This window comes from Micromonospora sp. PRAS1, from assembly GCF_059553435.1.
On sequence record NZ_JCANNB010000031.1, the window covers coordinates 1 to 18,403 of the forward strand.

The following is an 18,403-nucleotide window of genomic DNA, read 5'->3' on the forward strand; positions in this document are numbered from 1 at the left end:
CCGGGCTCGGCGGAGTACAACCTGCCGGCGCCGGGGCGGTGGACCGGGGAACTCCGGGTGGACGCCCTGGAGACCGCGCTCGGCACCGTGGTCGCCCGGCACGAGGTGCTGCGGACCCGGCTCGTCGCCGACGCCGACGGCGTCCCGGCGCAGGTGATCGACCCGCCGGGCGCGTTCCGGCTGCCGGTCATCGACGTCAGCGGCGCGGCGGACCCGGCCCTGGCCGCCCGGACGCTTGTCGCCGCCGACGCGGCCCGGCCGTTCGACCTTGCCACGGGCCCGCTCATCCGGGCCACACTGGTGCGGCTGGCCCCCGACGACCACGTGCTCGCGCTCGTGACGCACCACGTCGTTTCCGACCAGTGGTCGACCGGGATCCTGCGACGGGAGCTGGCGGCGCTGTACCGCGGCGACGCGTGTCCGGAACTGCCGGTGCAGTACGCCGACTTCGCCGTCTGGCAGCGGAACTGGCTCACCGGTGGCGTGCTCGAGGACCAACTGGCCTACTGGCGGGCCCAGCTCGCCGGGCTGCCAGCCCTGGAGCTGCCGACCGACCGGCCGCGGCCGCCGGTACGGTCCACGGCGGGCGCGGTGACCCGGTTCGCGGTGCCCGGACCGGTCGCCGCCGGGCTGCGGTCGCTGACCCGCGAGGCCGGTGCGACGATGTCGATGACGCTGCTGGCCGCCTTCTCGATGCTGCTCGGCGCCTACGGCGACACCGAGGACGTCGTGGTCGGCACCCCGGTCGCCAACCGCAACCGAGCCGAGATCGAGGGCCTCATCGGGTTCTTCGTCAACACGCTGGTGATGCGGACCGACCTGTCCGGCGACCCGTCGTTCGCCGAGCTGCTCGGCCGGGTGCGGGCGACCGCCCTGGCCGCGTACGCGCACCAGGATCTGCCATTCGAGCAGGTGGTCGACGCGCTCGTCACCGACCGGGACCGGTCGCGTACGCCGCTGTTCCAGGTGTCCTTCGACTACACCGAGCAGGACGGGCCGGCGGCGCCGCCGGACGAGCGGGACCAGCGCGACGCTGGCGTGCCGGTGAAGTTCGACCTGTCAGCGACCTTCGGGCCGGACGGGGACGGGCTCGCGGGGGAGCTGCGGTACAGCACCGCGCTCTTCGACGCGGCCACGGTCGAGGGGCTCGGCGATCGGCTGGTCGCGCTGCTCGAGCTCGTGGCGGCCGACCCGGCGCGGCGGCTGTCCCGGCTGCCGGTCGGCCCCGTCGACCCGGGTGCCGTCACCGGTTCGGTGCCCGTCGCCGCCGGCGTGCATGAGTTGATCGCCCGGCGGGCCGCCGTGGCCCCCGACGCGCTGGCCGTCGTCGGCGGTGGCCGGTCGCTGAGCTACGGCGGGCTGCTTGCCCGGGCCAACCGCTTGGCCCACCATCTGTGCGCCGCCGGCGTCGGCCCGGAGACGGTCGTCGGTCTGTCGCTGGACCGCGGCGTGGACCTCGCCGTGGCGATCCTCGCCGTCTGGCAGACCGGGGCCGCCTATCTGCCGCTCGACCCGGACTACCCGCCGGAGCGGCTGATGTTCATGGTCGCTGACAGCGGTGTGCGCGTGCTGCTCACCCGCCGGTCCATCGCCGCCAGCCTGGGCACCGGCGCGCCGCCGACGGTCGTGCCGATCGACGACCCGGCCGTCCTCGACGCCCTGCGCGGAGAGCGGACGACCACGCCGGCCGCAGCGGCGGCGGGCGGCCTGGCGTACGTCATCTACACGTCGGGCTCGACCGGCCGGCCCAAGGGCGTGCACGTCGCCCATGACAGCCTGCTGAACCTGGCGGCCGCGATGGACCCGCTGCTCGGGACCGGCACGGCGACGCGTGGGTTGCTCTTCGCCGCGCTGAGCTTCGACGCCTCGGTGTGGGAGCTCGTCATGGCGCTGGCCGCCGGGGGGACCCTCGTCGTGGCCACCGACCGCGAGCGCGCCGAGCCCGGGGCGTTGTCCCGGTTGGTCGCCGCGGCCGGGGTGACGTCGGCGTTCGTGCCGCCCGCGCTGCTGCGGGCGATGCACCCCGGCGAGCTGGCCGGCCTCGGCACCCTGCTGACCGGCGCCGAGCGGGTCGATGCCGCGCTGGCCGACGCGTGGGGCGGGCGGCACCGGCTGCTCAACGCCTACGGCCCGACGGAGGCGACCGTGTGCGCCACGATCGCCGAGCTCGAGCCGGGAGCCGCCGACGCGCCACCGATCGGCAGCCCGCTGCCCAACACCCGGGTCTACGTGCTGGACCGCCGGCTCAACTCGGTGCCCCCCGGCGCGCCGGGGGAGCTGTGGATCGGCGGCGCCGGTGTCGCCCGCGGCTACGGCGGCCGGGCCGCGCTGACCGCCGAGCGGTTCGTCGCCGACCCGTTCGCAGGCACCGGCGCGCGTATGTACCGTACCGGCGACCGGGCACGGTGGCGCCCCGACGGCCGGCTGGACTTCCTCGGCCGCGCCGACGACCAGGTGAAGGTGCGCGGCCTGCGTATCGAGCCGGGCGAGATCCGCGCCGCCCTCATCGCGCACCCCGAGGTGGCCGACGCGGTCGTCACGGTGACCGGCGCGGGCGCGCAGGCGCGCCTGGTCGCCTACGCCGTCCCGACCGACCGGGGCGCCGGGTTGCCCGCGGCCGCGCACCTGCGGGAGCACCTGCGCCTCGGCCTGCCCGAATTCATGGTGCCGTCCCTGTACGTCGAGCTGTCCGTCATCCCGTTGCTGGCCAACGGCAAGCTCGACCGGGCCGCCCTGCCCGAGCCCGACCGGGCGGCGCTCGGGCCGGCCGCGTACGTGCTGCCGTCCGGCCCCGAGGAGCAGCTGCTCGCCGGCATCTGGCGCGAGGTTCTCGGCGCGGACCGGATCGGCGCCGAGGACGATTTCTTTCAGCTGGGCGGGCACTCGATCCTGGTGACCCAGATCGTCGCCCGGGTCCGGGCGGCCGGATACGACCTGAGCGTCGGCGACCTGTACGAGCACCCGACCGTCGCCGGCCTCGCCGGGCTGCTGCGCACACAGGACACCGGTGCGCAGCTCCGCTCGGCCGTGCGGATCCGGGCGGGGCGCACGACCCCGGCGATCTTCGCTGTGCACACCATCACCGGCGAAGTCGCCGCCTACGCCGCACTGGCCGGCGCGCTGCCGGCCGGCGTGCAGTTCTGGGCGTTCCAGGCACGCGGCATCACCGGCGAGGACCGGCCGCTGCGGTCGGTGCCGGAGATGGCCGCCGCCTACGTCGAGGAGATGCTCCAGCTGCAGCCGGAAGGACCCTACCTGCTGGTCGCCCAGTCCGGGGGGTCCTACGTGGCGCTGGAGATGGCCCGCCGCCTCGCCGAACTCGGCCGGGAGGTCGGCGGCGTGCACCTGCTGGGCCCGGCCCGCCAGCGGTTCACGCCCTGGCTGCTCAAGCCGCTGAACCGGGTCGAGCGCACCATCCTGCGCCACCTCGACGAGACCATCGACGCGGCCCCCGGCACGCTGCTGCCCGGGCGCACGCTGCGGCGGCTCCTGCGGTACGGGGCGGCTGCGGACGACCGGCTCGTGGACGGCGTCCGCGAAGGCGACAAGCACGCCCTGCGCATCGTCCGGGGGGTCGCGACCAACGGGCTGGCCTACGCGCATCACGGCAACCTGCTGCACCACCGGCCGAACCCGTACGACGGCCCGGTCGTGCTCTACATGCCGCGCGACGACCCGGAGCAGGACCGGCGCGACACGCTGCGACAGTGGCGGCCCGTGCTGCGCCGGCCGCCGGTCATCGTCGACGTGCCGGGCACCCACGGCACTGTCCTGGAGGGAGCAGCCGCGCGGGCGATCGCAGCATCGCTGACCGAGGGAGGTCACCGTTGACAAGGCATCCGGCGTCTTTCCGAGGCAATTCACGGATGCCTGTGCAACTGTGCGGCGTGCGCAGTTGAACAGGCGCGGTGCCCAGGGCGCGCACCGGCCTCTCGCGCTGCTCGGGCACCACCTGACGACGTTGCCGGGGCCGCATTGCCGGCCGGCCACCTGCTGAAAATTGATCAGTTCTGCAAAACTTGCCGAGATTTCAGGCATCGCCGCGAGCAGGGGTTTTGCGGAAGATCCGCGATCATGGTCCGGCATTTGCCCCAATACTGCAGTCTTGGGCGGTGGTCCACATCGCAGGGCGTGGCTACCATGCACATGGACACCGATCATTCTGACTGTCATCCCGGCGTGTCACGCTGGGCCTGCACGGCCAAGGGCTAGAACTTCGGGGAGTTGCCTTGGAAAGAATGCATGTCTCATTTGCGATGCCCGAACACACAGATGCTCCCAATTGGGAGAATCCAACCACGCCACTCGCTCTGACGCATGATTCGCAGGAGACAGGGTGGGTGCCGGTGCGGTCGCTCTTACCGGCCGACTCGCCTCGCCAGACCATTGAAGATCTCGAACATACCAGAATGCTCGCGAAGATCGACGGCCGGCTCCCGCCGATCATCGTGCACCGGTCGACCATGCGGGTCATCGACGGCACCCACCGCCTCGGAGCCGCACTCCTGCGCGGCGACGAACTCATTGAGGTCAAGTTCTTCGACGGCACCGAGCAGGAAGCCTTCGTGCTCGCCGTGGAGACCAACATCACCCACGGGCTGCCGCTGTCGCTGGCAGACCGCACCCGGGCCGCCGAGCGCATCATCGCGTCGTACCCCAACTGGTCGGACCGCGCGATCGCTGCGGCGGCCGGTCTCGGTGCCCGGACCGTCGGCCACGTCCGCCGCCGGCTGCAGATCGGTGCCGACGCCGCCGAGGTCCGGGCCCGGACCGGGCGCGACGGGCGGGTCCGCCCGGTCGACAATGCCGAGGGGCGCCTGAAGGCGTCGGCGCTCATCAAGGAGCGGCCGGAGGCGTCGCTGCGCGAGATCGCGCGCGAGGTCGGTGTCTCACCCTCCACCGTCCGCGACGTCCGCCGGCGGATCGAGCGGGGCGAGGACCCAGTGCCGGACGTCCGCCGCCGCGCGGCCAAGCACGGCGCCGACGCCGGCGCTGGACCACCGAAAGGCCCCGGGCTGGCGCTCATGCTGCAGGGTCTGCAGACCGACCCGTCGCTTCGGTTCAACGAATCCGGCCGGAACCTGCTGCGCTGGATATTCACCCGGGCCATTCGCTCGCAGGAACGCGTCGACGTCGCCGATAAGGTGCCTCCGCACTGCACATACATTGTGGCAAACGTCGCCCGCGCCTGCGCCGACGAATGGCTCCGGCTCGCCGACGAACTCGAGCAGCGCGGCATCAGCTCCGCCTGAATCCGCGGGTTGGGAGCGATACTGGCCAAGCCCGGAGGATTTTTCATGAAAGGTGGCTGGAGCATCTTGGATCTCAAGTGATGTGGCCGGTGCGTAGCGCTCGTGGGGGAGCGGCGGTAGCCGGTCTTGAGGATTTTCCATCTCTTGAGGCGAGCGGTGGAGCGTTCGACAGCGGCTCGGGTGCGCCTCCGGGCCACCTCGACAATCGCCCGGCGGCCTCGACTGATCGGGATCAACACTGTCAACGGCGTCCTGAAAACGCCTCATGGTGTTTTTTGCCGCATTGACACCTGATGACGGCTAGACTCTGCCACATGACGTCCTCCGACTCCTCGTCAGAAACGAAGAACAGGTCTGTTGTCCTCATTGTCCTCGGAATTGTCGCGGCCGTGGTGGTGCTGCTGGCCGTCGTTTTCGCATTTTCCACCGGCGGCAATCATTCCCAGGTGCCGGGAACGGGCGAGGGCACGGTGACGGCCACGTAGCTGGCACCAGCGCTCCCGGGACGGCCGCCGGCTCGCCCGGCGCCGGCGCCACCAGGGTATGCAGCCGTCCGGCATCCGGTGTGCGACCGGCGGTCGGCACCGCGTAGGCGTGCAGCCGAGGTGGTCGGCGGGGGTCGCCCCGGCCAGCGCCTCCTCTCGGGCCAGCAGCAGGGCGTGCACGCCGTGCCGCCGGGCATCAGCCGGCTCCGTTCTCGTCGTGCCGGGCCGAGCGCCGCAGTTGGACGTGGCTCGCCCCGCCGCCCGAGCGCACCTATTGTCGACCTCATAAGGTGATCATGTCTTAACGGGGTGTGACGAATGGAATTCACGGTTCTCGGCCCGGTGGGCGCCCGGCTTCACGGCCGCGAGGTGGATCTGCCAGCCCCCAAGCTACGTACCGTCCTGGCCGCGCTGCTGCTGGCACGTGGCCGAACCGTAGCCGACGCCGTGCTGGCCGAGCTGCTCTGGGGCGGGCGGGCACCAAGGACGGTCAGCGCCCAGCTCTACACCTACGTCTCCCGGCTGCGGACCAGGCTGGGCCAACCGGTGCGAATCGATCGAGAGGCGGGCGGATACCGGCTGCGGATTGTGGACGGACGACTCGACATTGACGAGTTCACCCGGCTGGCCGCGCGTGGCCGCAACGATCTGCGCATCGGCTGGCCCGAGGCGGGGGCGTGGTCGCTGCGGGCCGCTCTGGCGCTGTGGCGCGAACCGGCGCTCGGCGGCGTGACCGTCCAACTGCGGCAGGCCGAACTCCCGTGGTTGACCGAGGCGCGGATGGCGGCCCTGGAGGACCGGATCGACGCCGACCTCGCGCTCGGTGAGCATCGCGAACTGGTGCCGGAACTCACCGAGCTGGTGACCGGACACCCGCTGCGCGAACGCCTGCGGGCGCAGTGGATGACCGCGCTGTACCGGTGTGGGCGGCAGGCGGACGCGCTGGCCGCGTACCGCGCCGGGCGGGACCTGTTGACCCGCGAGGCCGGCCTCGAGCCGGGACCGATCTTGCGGGCCACCCACCTGGCCGCGCTCAACGGCACCCTCTGAGCGCGCCACCTACTTCGCCTGCAGCGGGTACCCGTAACGCAGCAGCAGCGGCCAGGTGATCGAGGTGACCAGCCGGCGGTCGCGGGACGGCAGCGCCGACCGCCACGCCAGATCCGCGCGGATCGGGATCCGGCCGGTCTGGAACCGCATCGGGTTGCCGGCCACTGTGTGCGCGGCCGGCAGCTCCATGTAGCCGTCCCCGACGAAGTCGAGCGCCTCGGCGGTGGACGGCACCCCGAGGAACTCCGCCAGCCGCCGGGTGGTGCCGGCAGGGTCGGCGGTGAGGTCCTCGTAGCGCATCCGGAGCACCGGCACCCGCTGCCGGCGCAGCAGCTCGGTGCCGACATTGAAGGCGTTCCAGCGCATTGCCATGGTGTGCGGGCGAAACCGCGGCATGTACGAGGTCTTGCCTGGATCGTCCGGGCGGAGCACGGTCTTGGTCCAGGCGTGGCAGACCGCCCGGGCATCCCGGACGCAGTGCAGCACGCGCAGGTCCACGTCGTCGCGCTGGGCAAGGATGTGTCCGAGCGAGGCGTGCTTACTGGAGTCGACCACCACCTGGGCGTCGGCGGCGGCGGCCGCTGCGCGGTAGACGGCCGCGTAGTGGTCGCCGTAGTCGCGCATGGCTTGTGACATCGGGTCGTCGCCGCGCGCGGCCAGCGGCCGCGGCGCACGCCGGGACCGGCGCATCAGCGGCGGGATGTGCCAGACCCGATCGACTTGCCTGGCCAGCCGCAGCATCCGGTCCGGGTCCACACCCGACCAGCCGCCGAAGGCCCGCTCACCGACCTCGGCCCAGAACTGGCAGGCGGAGAAGGCGAGACCGCAGCCGCACCGCTCGTCGAGCTCGATTCCGCGATGCCACAGGTGATTCACCTCGCCGAGCCCGGTCGTCCCGGGCAGGGCCGACATGATCCGGTCGGCCAGCGTGGACCCGCTGCGTCCGATGCCAGCCACCAGCACCACTCGTACCGTCATTTGCTCTTCTCCCGCCGTTGGCGTCGGCGGGCGGTCACGCCACACCGACCAGTTGTTGCAGGGCCTCGGCGATCCGGTGCGCGCCGTCGGTGGCCAGCGCCGCGTTCCGGTCGATCCGCAGGTGAGGGGTGACCGAGCCGGCGCCGGTCTCGGTGGCGTGCCGGGCCCGGCCGCCACCGGTCACGTTGAGCAGCACCCGGTCGGTACGCCGGATCCGCCCGGCGGCCACCGCCTGGCGCAGTACGGCGATCGCCACCGCTGGCGCCGGCTCGATGTCGATGCCCTCCAGCTGCTCGAAGCCCGCCCGCGCCCGGGCCGCATCCGCCGCACCGGCCACCAGCACGTCACCGCGACTGGCGGTCAGGCAGTCGCGGACCCCGCCGGTCACCGCGAACGGGGGGATCCGGTTGGTCAGCTCGGGCGCGAAGACGTCGCGCGTGGCGGCCGTGTCCCATGGGTCAGCCGGGGCGCCGGGGGAGTGCCAGGCCCGGTGCAGCGGGGCGAAGGACGCGTTCTGCGCCAGCAGCAGCCGGGGCGGATCCGTGCCCGCATCGGCAGCCAGCAGGCGCATCGCCGCCTCGTGCGTGGCGACGGCCCCGGTGCCGCTGCCGACCGCCTGGACATAGTGGTCGGGCAGCGTGCCCATCGCCTCGAACGCGGCGAGCAGCACGGTGCCCAGGCCATCGCGCCGGGCCACATTGAGAATGCCGCCCTCACCGTAGAAACCGGGCAGCGCGGAGAGGGCGCCGGCCAGGCGGATGCAATCCGAGTATTCGGCGTGGGTGACCACGATCACGCGTACCGCAGGGTCACCGGTGGCCGGTCCGAGTGCGGCAAGACCGGATTCAGGGATTATCAGTACGGCGGGGGTTCCGCTGCCTGAGCAGCTGGCCAGGAACGCGGACGCGGTATTTCCGGCAGATGCTACGACCAGGTTTCCGAATGATTCGGGAAGTCGGGCCGCGACGGTTCGCGCCTCAAATTCCTTGAACGTTCCGGAGGTGGTGAATGCGCCTTTCTCTGGCCAGTAGCCGCTGAATGCGATCCATAGGTCGGACAGGCCGATATCGAATGCCAGTCGTTCACTGTGAAAGACGACAGGGCGGCCTGTGCCATGTGGAGAGCGGGCCACCGGGAGCCACTTCGCATACCGGCCGATGCCCTCGGCGGCCGGGTCAACGGTGAAACCTTGGTGCGCGTAGTCAGTGTGCAGCAGCGCCGGTGGATGAGTGTCTGGGCAGCTCAGGAGCAGTCCGTCGTCGGCCTGGCGGTGGCCGCAGCCGGCGCAGAGCAGCGTGTAATGGGTTCTGTCCCCCATAGTCTCGTCTCCGCCTGTCGGTTGGAAGAACAGACTCCCGGGCGGGTGTCGAACGGATTTCCGTCGATGGTTCCGCCTTGCGGACGGCCGGGATCCCCGGCCGTCCGGCGACCGATCCCGGGTGCGCCGTCATCGACGTTAGAACTCCGGTGACGTTGTTGTCCACCCTTTCAGTCCAGATTCCATTTGTTTCCCGGCTGTTCGGCAGGTGAGCGTAAAACGGTCGAATCGGGCATCTCCTGACTGTTTCTGCGCGTCGGTTGGACAGTGCAGCACCAGTGACGGGCGAATATAGATTTCTTGGAGGTTGAGTGTGTTCAAGTGACGATGCAATCCATTGACTGGGATCTTTCACGTTGATACGCTCGCTCCGCCAATCAGCCAGGTGAGCCCGACGAGGGAGGATTTCACGTGGCGTTCTTCGGCGGATCTCGTAGCGATCTGCGCGCTCAATATCTGTTGGTCCGGAACCGTTTGGCTATGCGGGCCCAGGCAAGCCGCGGCGACGTCGCCGCCCGCATTCTGGCCCGCCCGCTGACCAGCGATCCGTACCCGCTGTACGAGCAGGCACGCGAGCACGGCGTGGTGAGCCGCAGCAGTCTAGGCCCGCTGTACGTCACCGCCAGCCACCGGGAGGTGAGTCGAGCACTGCGCGATCCGCGGCTCGGGGTGCTGACCTTCCCGTTCCGGCTCACCGACACGGTGCAACCGGTCGAGGACTCGTTCCTGATGAAGAACCCGCCGGACCACACCCGGCTGCGTCGGCTGGTCGCGCCCTGGTTCACCGGGCGTGCGATTCAGCAGCGCCGCGCGGACGTGGCTCGGGTGGTCGACCGTACCCTCGACGAGTTGGCCGGCCGGGACTCGCTCGACGTGGTCCAGGACTTCGCCCTCCCGGTGGCGGTCCGGGTGATCTGCGACCTGATCGGGCTGCCGGAAGGCGAGGAGAAGCGGCTGGCCGGGTGGGGCGCGATGCTTTCGCTCTCCCTGGACCGGGTGCGTACGCTGCGCCAGCGTCGCCGAATGCAGGAGTCGCTGGCCGACCTGGACCGGTTCTTTGCCGAGGTGATCGACTCCGGTCGGGCGCCGGCCGGGTCGGTGCTGGCCGCACTTGTCGAAGCCGCCGGTGACCCGCAGCAGCTGACCCGCCGCGACGTGGTGGCGACCAGCGGCCTGCTGCTGCTCGCCGGCTTCGAGACCGTGGTCGGGCTGATCGGCAGCGCCGCGCTGCGCCTGCTGCGCGAACCCGAACTGCGGCAGCGGGCACTGGCGGATTCGGCCGTGATGACCGGCGTCGTCGAGGAGACCCTGCGCCTGGAGCCGCCCATCCAGTACACGCTCCGGCGGATCAACGAGCCGTACGAGATCGACGGCACCGTGCTGGCGCCCAACACTCAGATCCTGCTGCTGCTTGCCGGTGCCTGCCGAGATCCGGAAAAGTTCGAGCAGCCGCAGCTGTTCCGGGCGGACCGCTCGAACAGCCGCGACCACCTGGCCTTCTCCGGCGGTGTCCACTACTGCATCGGTGCCGGGCTGGCCCGCGTCGAGGCCGAGGTGGCGCTCAGCGGCCTGTTTCACCGCCTGCCGGGACTGCGCCTGGGCAGTGCGCCTGGCTGGTACCCGCTGCGGAACCTGCGCAGCCTACGGACCCTGCCGGTCACCCGGGACGCCGCCGGCCGCCCTGGCGCCCCGCTGGCCACCGCCGGCGAATCGGCGTGACTCCGACAGCACCGAGCCCACGACCGAAGCCCGACGAGAGGGAGATCCTGATGTCCCGTGCCCGGCACCGTACGCCTGTCCACACCGCCGGGAGGCCGGCGTGAAGGTCGACGGAATCTCGCTGGAAGCGGTCGGCAGCTACCTGCCTCCCGCCACACAGCTTTCCGATGTGGTCGAGGCCGGGCTCTTCGAACGCTCGGCGGCGGCCGAGAGCGGCCAGATCAGCGTGCTCATCGCGGGCGACGAGGCGGCACCGGACATGGCTGTCGCTGCCGCCCGGGTAGCGCTGCGGCGGGCGGGCCGTGAGCCGCACGAGGTGGACGCACTGATCCACTGCTCGGTGTTCCAGCAGGGCCCGGAGATGTGGACGCCGCCCGGCTACATCCTGCGTGTGCTCGCCGCCCGCGACATCCCCGCCTTCGAGCTGCGGCAGGGCTGCAACGGCATGCTCGCCGCGCTGGAGACGGCCGTGTTCCGGCTGGTCGCCGACGAGCGCTGCGGCTCGGTCCTGCTGACCACCGCGGAGAACCTCAACTCCCCGCTACTTGACCGCTGGCGGGGCGGGATCATCGGCCTGTTCGGCGCGGACGGCGCTGCCGCGGCGGTGGTCGTCGCCGGGCCGGGATTCGCCTCCGTCGACGCGATCAACTCCGCGGTGTTCAACGAGATCGAGGAGATGGCCCGTGGGGCGGAACCGCTCTTTCCGCCCGGCTCTGCGACCGCCCAGCCGTTCGACTTGGTCGACCGGACCGTGCACTTCGCCCAGACGGTACGCCCGCTGTCGGAGACCGTCGAGGTGATCCGCAAGGGCCAGCTCGCCCTGGCCGAGCAGACCCTGGCCGAGGCGGGTGCCGAGCTGGCCGACATGCGCTGGGTGATCTACGTCAACGGCGCGCGCTGGCTGATGCAGCGCAACCTCACCGAGCCGTTCGGCATCCCGTTTGAGCGCACCTCCTGGGAGATCGGCCGCACGATCGGTCACATGGGCGCCGGAGACCACATGGCGTCGCTGGAACGCCTGGTACTGGACGGGCGGCTCGACGTGGGGGACCGGGTCCTGATCGTCGGCGGCGCGCCCGGCTGGTCGGTCACCACGACCGTGCTCACCATCACCGACGTGCCCGGCTGGGGGGCCGGTCCGTCCGGTCCGCCCGCCGGGCAGCGCTGAGAACGGGGAGACGATGCCGAACGTAGCCACCGAGCCGATCGCGGTGATCGGCATGTCCTGCCGCTTCCCCGGCTCCCCGGACGTCGACGCGTTCTGGGCGGCACTGGTCGCCGGCACCGACGAGGTCACCGAGGTCCCGCCCAGCCGCTTCGACATCGACGCCGTGCACGACCCGCGGCCCGGCACCCCCGGCCGTCTCCTCTCCCGGTACGGCGGCTTCCTGGACGGCGTGGACCGGTTCGACGCGGCGTTCTTCGGTGTCTCCCCGCACGAGGCCGCCCGAATGGACCCGCAGCAGCGGCTGTTGCTGGAGGTGGGCTGGGAGGCGATCGAGGACTCCGGCTTGGGCCCGGCGCAGCTGAGCACGCGGCCCACAGGCGTCTTCGTCGGACAGCTGACCACCAATTACTGGGAATTGCTCAACCGCGCCGGAATCCTCGACATCTACGCCAACCTGGGTACCGCCCGCAGCGCCCTCTCGGGACGGCTGTCGTACGCCTTCGACCTGCACGGCCCCAGCGTCTCGATCGATTCCGCCTGCTCGTCCTCGCTCACCGCGGTGCACCTGGCCTGTCGCAGCCTGGCCGCTGGCGACTGCGACACCGCGCTGGCCGCGGCGGTCAACCTGATTCTGCTGCCCGAGGAGAGCATCACCTTCTCCTCGGCGAACATGCTCGCCGCCGACGGCCGGTGCAAGTTCGCCACCGCGGCCGCCGACGGGTACGTACGCAGCGAGGGGGTGGCCGCGCTAGTGCTCAAGCCGTTGGCCCGCGCGATGGCCGACGGCGACCCGATCCACGCCGTGCTCCGCGGTTCGGCGGTCACCAACGACGGCCGCAGCGGTGGCACCATGATGAGCCCCGGCCGCGAGGGGCAGATCCGGACCCTGCGGGCCGCGTACGCCGACGCTGGCATGTCGCCCGACGAGATCGGATACGTGGAGGCGCACGGCACCGGCACCGCCGCAGGCGACCCGGTCGAGCTGGGCAGTCTCACCGAGGTGTTCGGCACGCCGAGCCGCGCCCGGCCGCTGCTGATCGGCTCGGTCAAGACCAACATCGGGCACACCGAGGCGGCCGCCGGGATGGCCGGCCTGATCAAGGCGATCCTCAGCGTCAAGCACCGGCTCGTCCCGGCCACCCTGCACGACGGCACCCCGACACCGGCGGTGGACTGGGCGAACACGCCGCTCGAGGTGGTCCGCACGACGACCCCCTGGCCGGGCCCGGACGACAAACCGGCCTGCATCGGGGTCAACTCGTTCGGCATCTCCGGCACGAACGCGCACGTCATCGTCGCCGAGCACCGGCCCGCCCCGGCACCGCGTCCGGCGGCTGGCGCCTTCACCGCCGACCCCGATCTCCCGCAGTTGCTGGCGCTCTCCGCGTCCGGCCCGCAGGCCTTGCGCGACACGGCCACGGCCTGGGCGGAGTGCCTTACCGGCGACACGGGCGGTGCCGCGTTCGGCGCGGTCTGCCGCGGTGCGGCCCGCCGGCATCGGCTGGACAGCCGGCTGACCGTGGTGGCCGACTCGGCTGGCGAGGCGGCTGCCGCGCTGCGTGCCTGGACAGCCGATCCGGAGGCCGCAGAGACGGACGTCGAGTCGGCCGAGGACGTCGCCGACCGGCCGCTGCGACCCGTCTTCGTCTTTCCCGGTCAGGGCTCCCAGTGGGCGGGCATGGGGCTGGAGCTCTACGAGTCGTCACCGGCCTTTCGCGACGCGATGGACGAGTGCGACGCCGCCGTCCGTGCCGAAACCGGCTGGTCGGTGCTGGATCGGCTACGTGATCCGGCCGGGCTCAGCGGCATCGATCGGGTGCAGCCCGCGCTCTGGGCGGTCCAGGTCTCGCTCGCCGCGCTCTGGCGAGCCCTCGGTGTGCAACCGGCCGCCGTGGTCGGGCACAGCATGGGTGAGGTCGCCGCTGCCCACGTCGCCGGCCTGCTCGATCTCGCCGACGCCGCCGCGGTGATCTGCCGGCGTAGCGCCCTGATGCGCGGCATCGCCGGCCGGGGCGAGATGGCAAGCGTCGAACTGGCCGCGGACGACGTCGCGAGAGTCCTCGCCGAGCTGGGCGTGCCGGCCGGGATCGCGGTCGAGAACGCGCCCGACCTGACCGTCGTCGCAGGTGACGGCGACGGAGTGCGCCGGGCGATCGAGCGGTTCACCGCCGACGGGGTCTTCGCCCGCCTGGTCAACGTCGACGTCGCCTCGCACAGCCCGGCCGTGGACCCGCTGCTTGACGAGCTCAGGACGGTGCTGGGGACGCTGCGCCCGCACCCGGGGGAGGTCCGGATGGTCTCCACGGTGACCGGTGCCGACGTCGCCGGGCCGGAACTGGGCGCCGGATACTGGGCGGACAACCTGCGCCAGCCGGTCCGGTTCGCCCCGGTGATCGGTGACCTGCTGGCCGCAGGCCACGACACGATCATCGAGGTCAGCCCGCATCCGGTGCTGGTCTCCGCCGCCGGGCGGTGTGCGGCGGCCGGCCGGAGCCGGCCGTTGGTGCTGCCGACGCTGCGCCGCGAGGAGCCGGAACGCCGTACTGTGCTGGAAGGGCTGGGCACGCTCTTCCGGGCTGGCCGGGACGTGCCGCTGGAGGCAGCGACCGGGGACGCCGGGCCCGCGGTCCGGCTGCCCCGGTACCGGTGGCAGCGCCAGAGCCACTGGCTGCCCGCGTCGCCCCGGCAGCCGGCCTCCCGCGACACCGCCGACCACCCGCTACTCGGCGTCGAGACCGGAACCGGTGACCGGGTCTGGACCGGGCGGCTGGACCTGCGGCGCAACGCGTACCTGCTGGACCACCGGGTACAGGGGCACGCGGTGCTGCCGGGGACGGCGTACCTGGAACTGGTCCGCGCCGCGCTTGTGGACGCCGGACTGCGCGACCACACCCTGCGCGACGTCCGCTACCTGCGCGGGCTCTACCTCTCCGCGAGCGAGCGGCCGCAGCTGCGGGTCACCCTCGCCGACGGCCCGGACGGTACCCGGACGGTGCGGGTGCACAGCCGGGTCGAGGCCGAGGAGCCGTGGCTGCTGCACGTCACCGCGGTCGCCGAGGCCGCTGGACCCGCGATGCCCCGGCCGGGGCGCGACGAGGCCCTGGCGAACTGCCCGCAGCAGGGTGGCAGCGAAGAGTTCTACAACCGCTTCGCGGCCTCCGGCAACGTCTGGCGCGGTGCGTTCCGCGCCATCACGCAGCTGCGTGTCGGCGACGACCGGGCAGTGGGCCGGGTCGAGGCCGGACCCGGCGTACGCCCGGACCACCAGCACTTCCACCCCGCCCTGCTGGACGGCTGCGGGCAGGTGCTGGCCGCGACCCTGCCGGACGCCGCACCGGCAGCGCCGTTCATGCTCGACTCGATCGAGCGGATGACCTGGCACCGCGAGCCCACCGGCCCGATGTGGAGCCTGGTCACCCGCCGCCCCGGCACCGCGCCCGGCCTGCTCACCGGCGACGTGCACATCGTCGACGAGGGCGGCCCGCTCGCCGAGTTGACCGGCCTGACGCTGCGCTTCATCGAGGAACCAGCAGCGGTCGCGGCCACTATCGACAGGTACACCGTCGAGTGGCTGCCCGCCCCGCCCGTCACCGCCAACGCCTCCGGCGACCTGGTGATCTTCACCGACCGCCAGGGCATCGGTGTCGACCTGGCCGCCCAGTGGCCCGGCCGGGTGGTGACCGTCCGCGCCGGCCTGGGCTTCCGCCGCCTCGGCCCGGACCGTTACGAGGTCGCTGCCCGTTCCCGCGAGGACCACCAACGGCTGATCCGGGAGATCGCCGCGGACACCACCGCGACCTGGGCAGGGCTCGTACACCTGTGGAGCCTCGACGCACCGCCCGACGACGCCGCGGCACCCGCGCCGGACCCCGCGCTGTCCGGCGCGGTCGGCCTGATCCGGGCGCTCGCCGAACAGGGGCTGCCCGGAGCACCGGCGCTCTGGCTTGTCACCCGGGACGCCCAGCGCGTCGTGGACGGTGACCGGGTCAGCGCCGTGCGGGCCGCCGCCCTCTGGGGGCTGGGCCGTGCGGTGACCATCGAGCATCCCGGGTTGCGTACCCGGCTGCTTGACCTGCCGGTGACCGGGCTCGCCGCCGGCGCCCTGGTGGGCGAGCTGGCCTCGAACGACGACGGCGAGAACCAGGTGGCGTTGCGCGGAGCCAACCGCTACGTCGCCCGGCTGCGTCGCTGCCCTGCGATCACCCGGGTCGATCCGCCGCAGTCGGCCGCCACCGAGGGCGCTGCCCCGACCGAGCCGGGCCAGGTGGCGATCCGGGTCGAGCACGCCGGCCTCAACTTCCGGGACGTGCTGATTCGCAACGGCGTCTACCCCGGGCCGGTTCAGGGCGGCCCGATCGGCTGGGAGTGCGCCGGCACGGTCACCGCCACCGGCCCCGGCGTCACCAAAGCGGCCGTGGGTGACCGGGTGCTGGCCTTCGTCCCGCACAGCATGACCGGCCAGGTCGTCGCCGACGCCAGGCTGGTGTTCCCGATCCCTGCCGGGCTCAGCACCGCCGAGGCGGCCACCCTCCCGATCGCGTACCTGACCGCCTGGCACGGCCTCTGCGAACTGGCCCGACTGGAGCCCGGCGAACGGGTGCTGATCCACAGCGGCACCGGCGGCGTCGGGATGGCGGCGATCCAGGTGGCCCGCGCCCGTGGCGCGGAGGTGTACGCCACCGCCGGCACCCCTGAACGCCGCGCGTTGCTGCGGATGCTCGGTGTCGCGGGTGTCGCCGACTCGCGAGGCGGCCGGTTTGCCGCCGACATCCGGGCGGCGACCCACGGTGCCGGGGTGGACGTGGTGCTCGGCGCGCTGCCCGGTGACGGGATGCAGGCGAGCCTGTCGGTGCTGGCGCCGTACGGGCGGTACGTCGACATCGGCAAGCAGAGCGGGCCTGTCGGTGTGCTCGGTGACAACGTGGCGTACCTGACGCTCGACGTGACCGACATGATCCTGCGCCGGCCCGAGGCCGTGGTTCGGACGTTCAACCGGGTACTGCGGGCGGTCGCGGCCGGGACGCTCACGTCGCTGCCGTACGAGAACGTGCCGGCCGACCGGGCTGACGAGGCCTTCGAGCGGATGGCCCGGGCCCGGCACGTGGGCAAGCTGGTGATCGACTACGGCGCCGGGACACCGGCAGCGGCTCCCGCGGCTGCTCGGCCGGCGGTGATGCTGCGTGGCGACGCGACGTACCTGGTCACCGGCGGCCTCGGTGATCTCGGCCTGCATGTGGCCGGCTGGCTGGCCAAGCACGGCGCCGGACACCTGGTGCTACTCGGCCGCACGGCACCGCCGCCGCGGGACCGGTGGGATGCCCTCGAAGCCGGCGACCCCTGGTTCGAGAAGGTCCGGCTGCTGCGCGGCATCACCGGCGCCACCGTGACCGTGGAGGCGGTCGACGTCGCCGACGAGGCCGCGGTGGCCGCGCTGCTGCGTCGCCGGGAGGCCGCCGCCGAGCCTCCGGTACGCGGCGTGATCCACGCGGCAGGCGTGCTCGGGTACGGCCCGGTGACCGACCTGGGCAACGACGACCTCGCCGCCGTGCTCGGCCCCAAGGCTGCTGGCGCCGCCGTGCTGCATCGCCTCCTCGCCGATCGGCCGCTCGACTTCTTCCTGCTGTTCTCCTCGGCCTCGGGGGTGCTCGCCTCGCCGATGCTCGGCTCGTACGCCGCGGCCAACGCGACCCTCGACGCGCTCGCCCACCACCGCCGGGCGCGCGGACTGCCCGCCACCTCCGTCGACTGGGGCTTCTGGGACGGTGCCGGGATGGCGGCCCGGATCGGCCGCGACCGCGGGCGGTCGCTGAACCCGCAGGGCATGCGGCCGTTCAGCGTCGCCGAGGGACTGGCGACGCTGGGCGCCCTGCTCGCCGGGGAGAGCCCGCAGACCGTGGTCCTGCCGGTGGACTGGGCGGCGTGGCAGCGGGCGTACCCCCAGGCGGCGCTCTCGCCCCTGCTGCGCGAGCTCCTCGGTGGCCCGGCGCTCCCGACGGTCCCGGCGCTCCCAACGGTCCCGGCGCTCCCAACGGTCCCGGCGCTCCCGACGGTCCCGGCGTTCCCGATTGTCCCGGCGCCTCCGACCGTCCCGGCGACGGAGGTCTCGTCCTCCGCCCCGGCGGCGGCCGAGCCGCAACCGGTGTTGGCGACCGTGCCCGAAACCGCCGCGACCGGCCAGGGGCCCGATGCCTTCCTGCGCGAATACCTCGGCGATGTCCTCGGACTACCGCCCGACGGCCTCAACCCGCACCGCCCGCTGAGCCGGCTGGGCCTGGATTCGCTGATGGCGGCCCAGGTGCGCAGCGCTGTCCACCAGCGGTACGGCGTGCTCATCCCGATCACCCGACTGCTCAGCGGTGCCAGCCTGACCGATCTGGTGGCCGACCTGGACGCCGGCACCCGCGGCGACCGACCCGAGACCGCCACGCGATGA

At 72.5% G+C, this 18,403-nt stretch carries 9 protein-coding genes; 7 read left to right on the forward strand and 2 right to left on the reverse strand.

Translation table 11 applies throughout. The features are described from left to right. From AC507J_RS24295 to AC507J_RS24310, 4 genes are all read left to right on the forward strand, one after another. On the forward strand, nt 1-3,831 hold a 3,831-nt coding region (locus AC507J_RS24295), incomplete at its 5' end, for an amino acid adenylation domain-containing protein (RefSeq protein WP_496291503.1). A gap of 509 nt (nt 3,832-4,340) precedes the next feature. After that, nucleotides 4,341-5,252 carry a ParB/RepB/Spo0J family partition protein gene (locus AC507J_RS24300; RefSeq protein ID WP_496291504.1) on the forward strand — a complete coding sequence of 304 codons (912 nt, stop codon included), beginning with the start codon at nt 4,341-4,343 and terminating at the stop codon, nt 5,250-5,252. A 314-nt stretch (nt 5,253-5,566) separates the two neighbouring features. Continuing rightward, the gene (locus AC507J_RS24305; RefSeq protein ID WP_496291505.1) at nt 5,567-5,737 is read left to right on the forward strand and encodes a hypothetical protein; all 171 of its coding nucleotides are present in this window, start codon (nt 5,567-5,569) and stop codon (nt 5,735-5,737) included. Nucleotides 5,738-6,055: 318 nt separating this feature from the next. Then, nucleotides 6,056-6,787: an AfsR/SARP family transcriptional regulator gene (locus AC507J_RS24310; RefSeq protein ID WP_496291506.1), complete on the forward strand. Its 732-nt coding sequence runs from the start codon at nt 6,056-6,058 to the stop codon at nt 6,785-6,787. 9 nt (nt 6,788-6,796) lie between these two features. Here the strand turns inward: AC507J_RS24310 and AC507J_RS24315 are convergent, their stop codons facing one another. Next, nucleotides 6,797-7,765 carry a sulfotransferase gene (locus tag AC507J_RS24315; protein WP_496291507.1) on the reverse strand — a complete coding sequence of 323 codons (969 nt, stop codon included), beginning with the start codon at nt 7,763-7,765 and terminating at the stop codon, nt 6,797-6,799. 34 nt (nt 7,766-7,799) lie between these two features. Next, nucleotides 7,800-9,083, reverse strand: a complete 1,284-nt coding sequence (locus AC507J_RS24320) for a cysteate synthase (RefSeq protein WP_496291508.1) — start codon at nt 9,081-9,083, stop codon at nt 7,800-7,802. A gap of 480 nt (nt 9,084-9,563) precedes the next feature. Between AC507J_RS24320 and AC507J_RS24325 the strand changes: the two genes are divergently transcribed. The 3 genes from AC507J_RS24325 (at nt 9,564) to AC507J_RS24335 (ending at nt 18,403) form a co-directional block, all read left to right on the forward strand. After that, nucleotides 9,564-10,802 carry a cytochrome P450 gene (locus tag AC507J_RS24325; RefSeq protein WP_496291509.1) on the forward strand — a complete coding sequence of 413 codons (1,239 nt, stop codon included), beginning with the start codon at nt 9,564-9,566 and terminating at the stop codon, nt 10,800-10,802. 100 nt (nt 10,803-10,902) lie between these two features. After that, nucleotides 10,903-11,970, forward strand: coding sequence for a 3-oxoacyl-[acyl-carrier-protein] synthase III C-terminal domain-containing protein (locus AC507J_RS24330; protein WP_496291510.1), 1,068 nt, complete (start codon nt 10,903-10,905; stop codon nt 11,968-11,970). A 13-nt stretch (nt 11,971-11,983) separates the two neighbouring features. Continuing rightward, nucleotides 11,984-18,403: an acyltransferase domain-containing protein gene (locus tag AC507J_RS24335; RefSeq protein WP_496291511.1), complete on the forward strand. Its 6,420-nt coding sequence runs from the start codon at nt 11,984-11,986 to the stop codon at nt 18,401-18,403.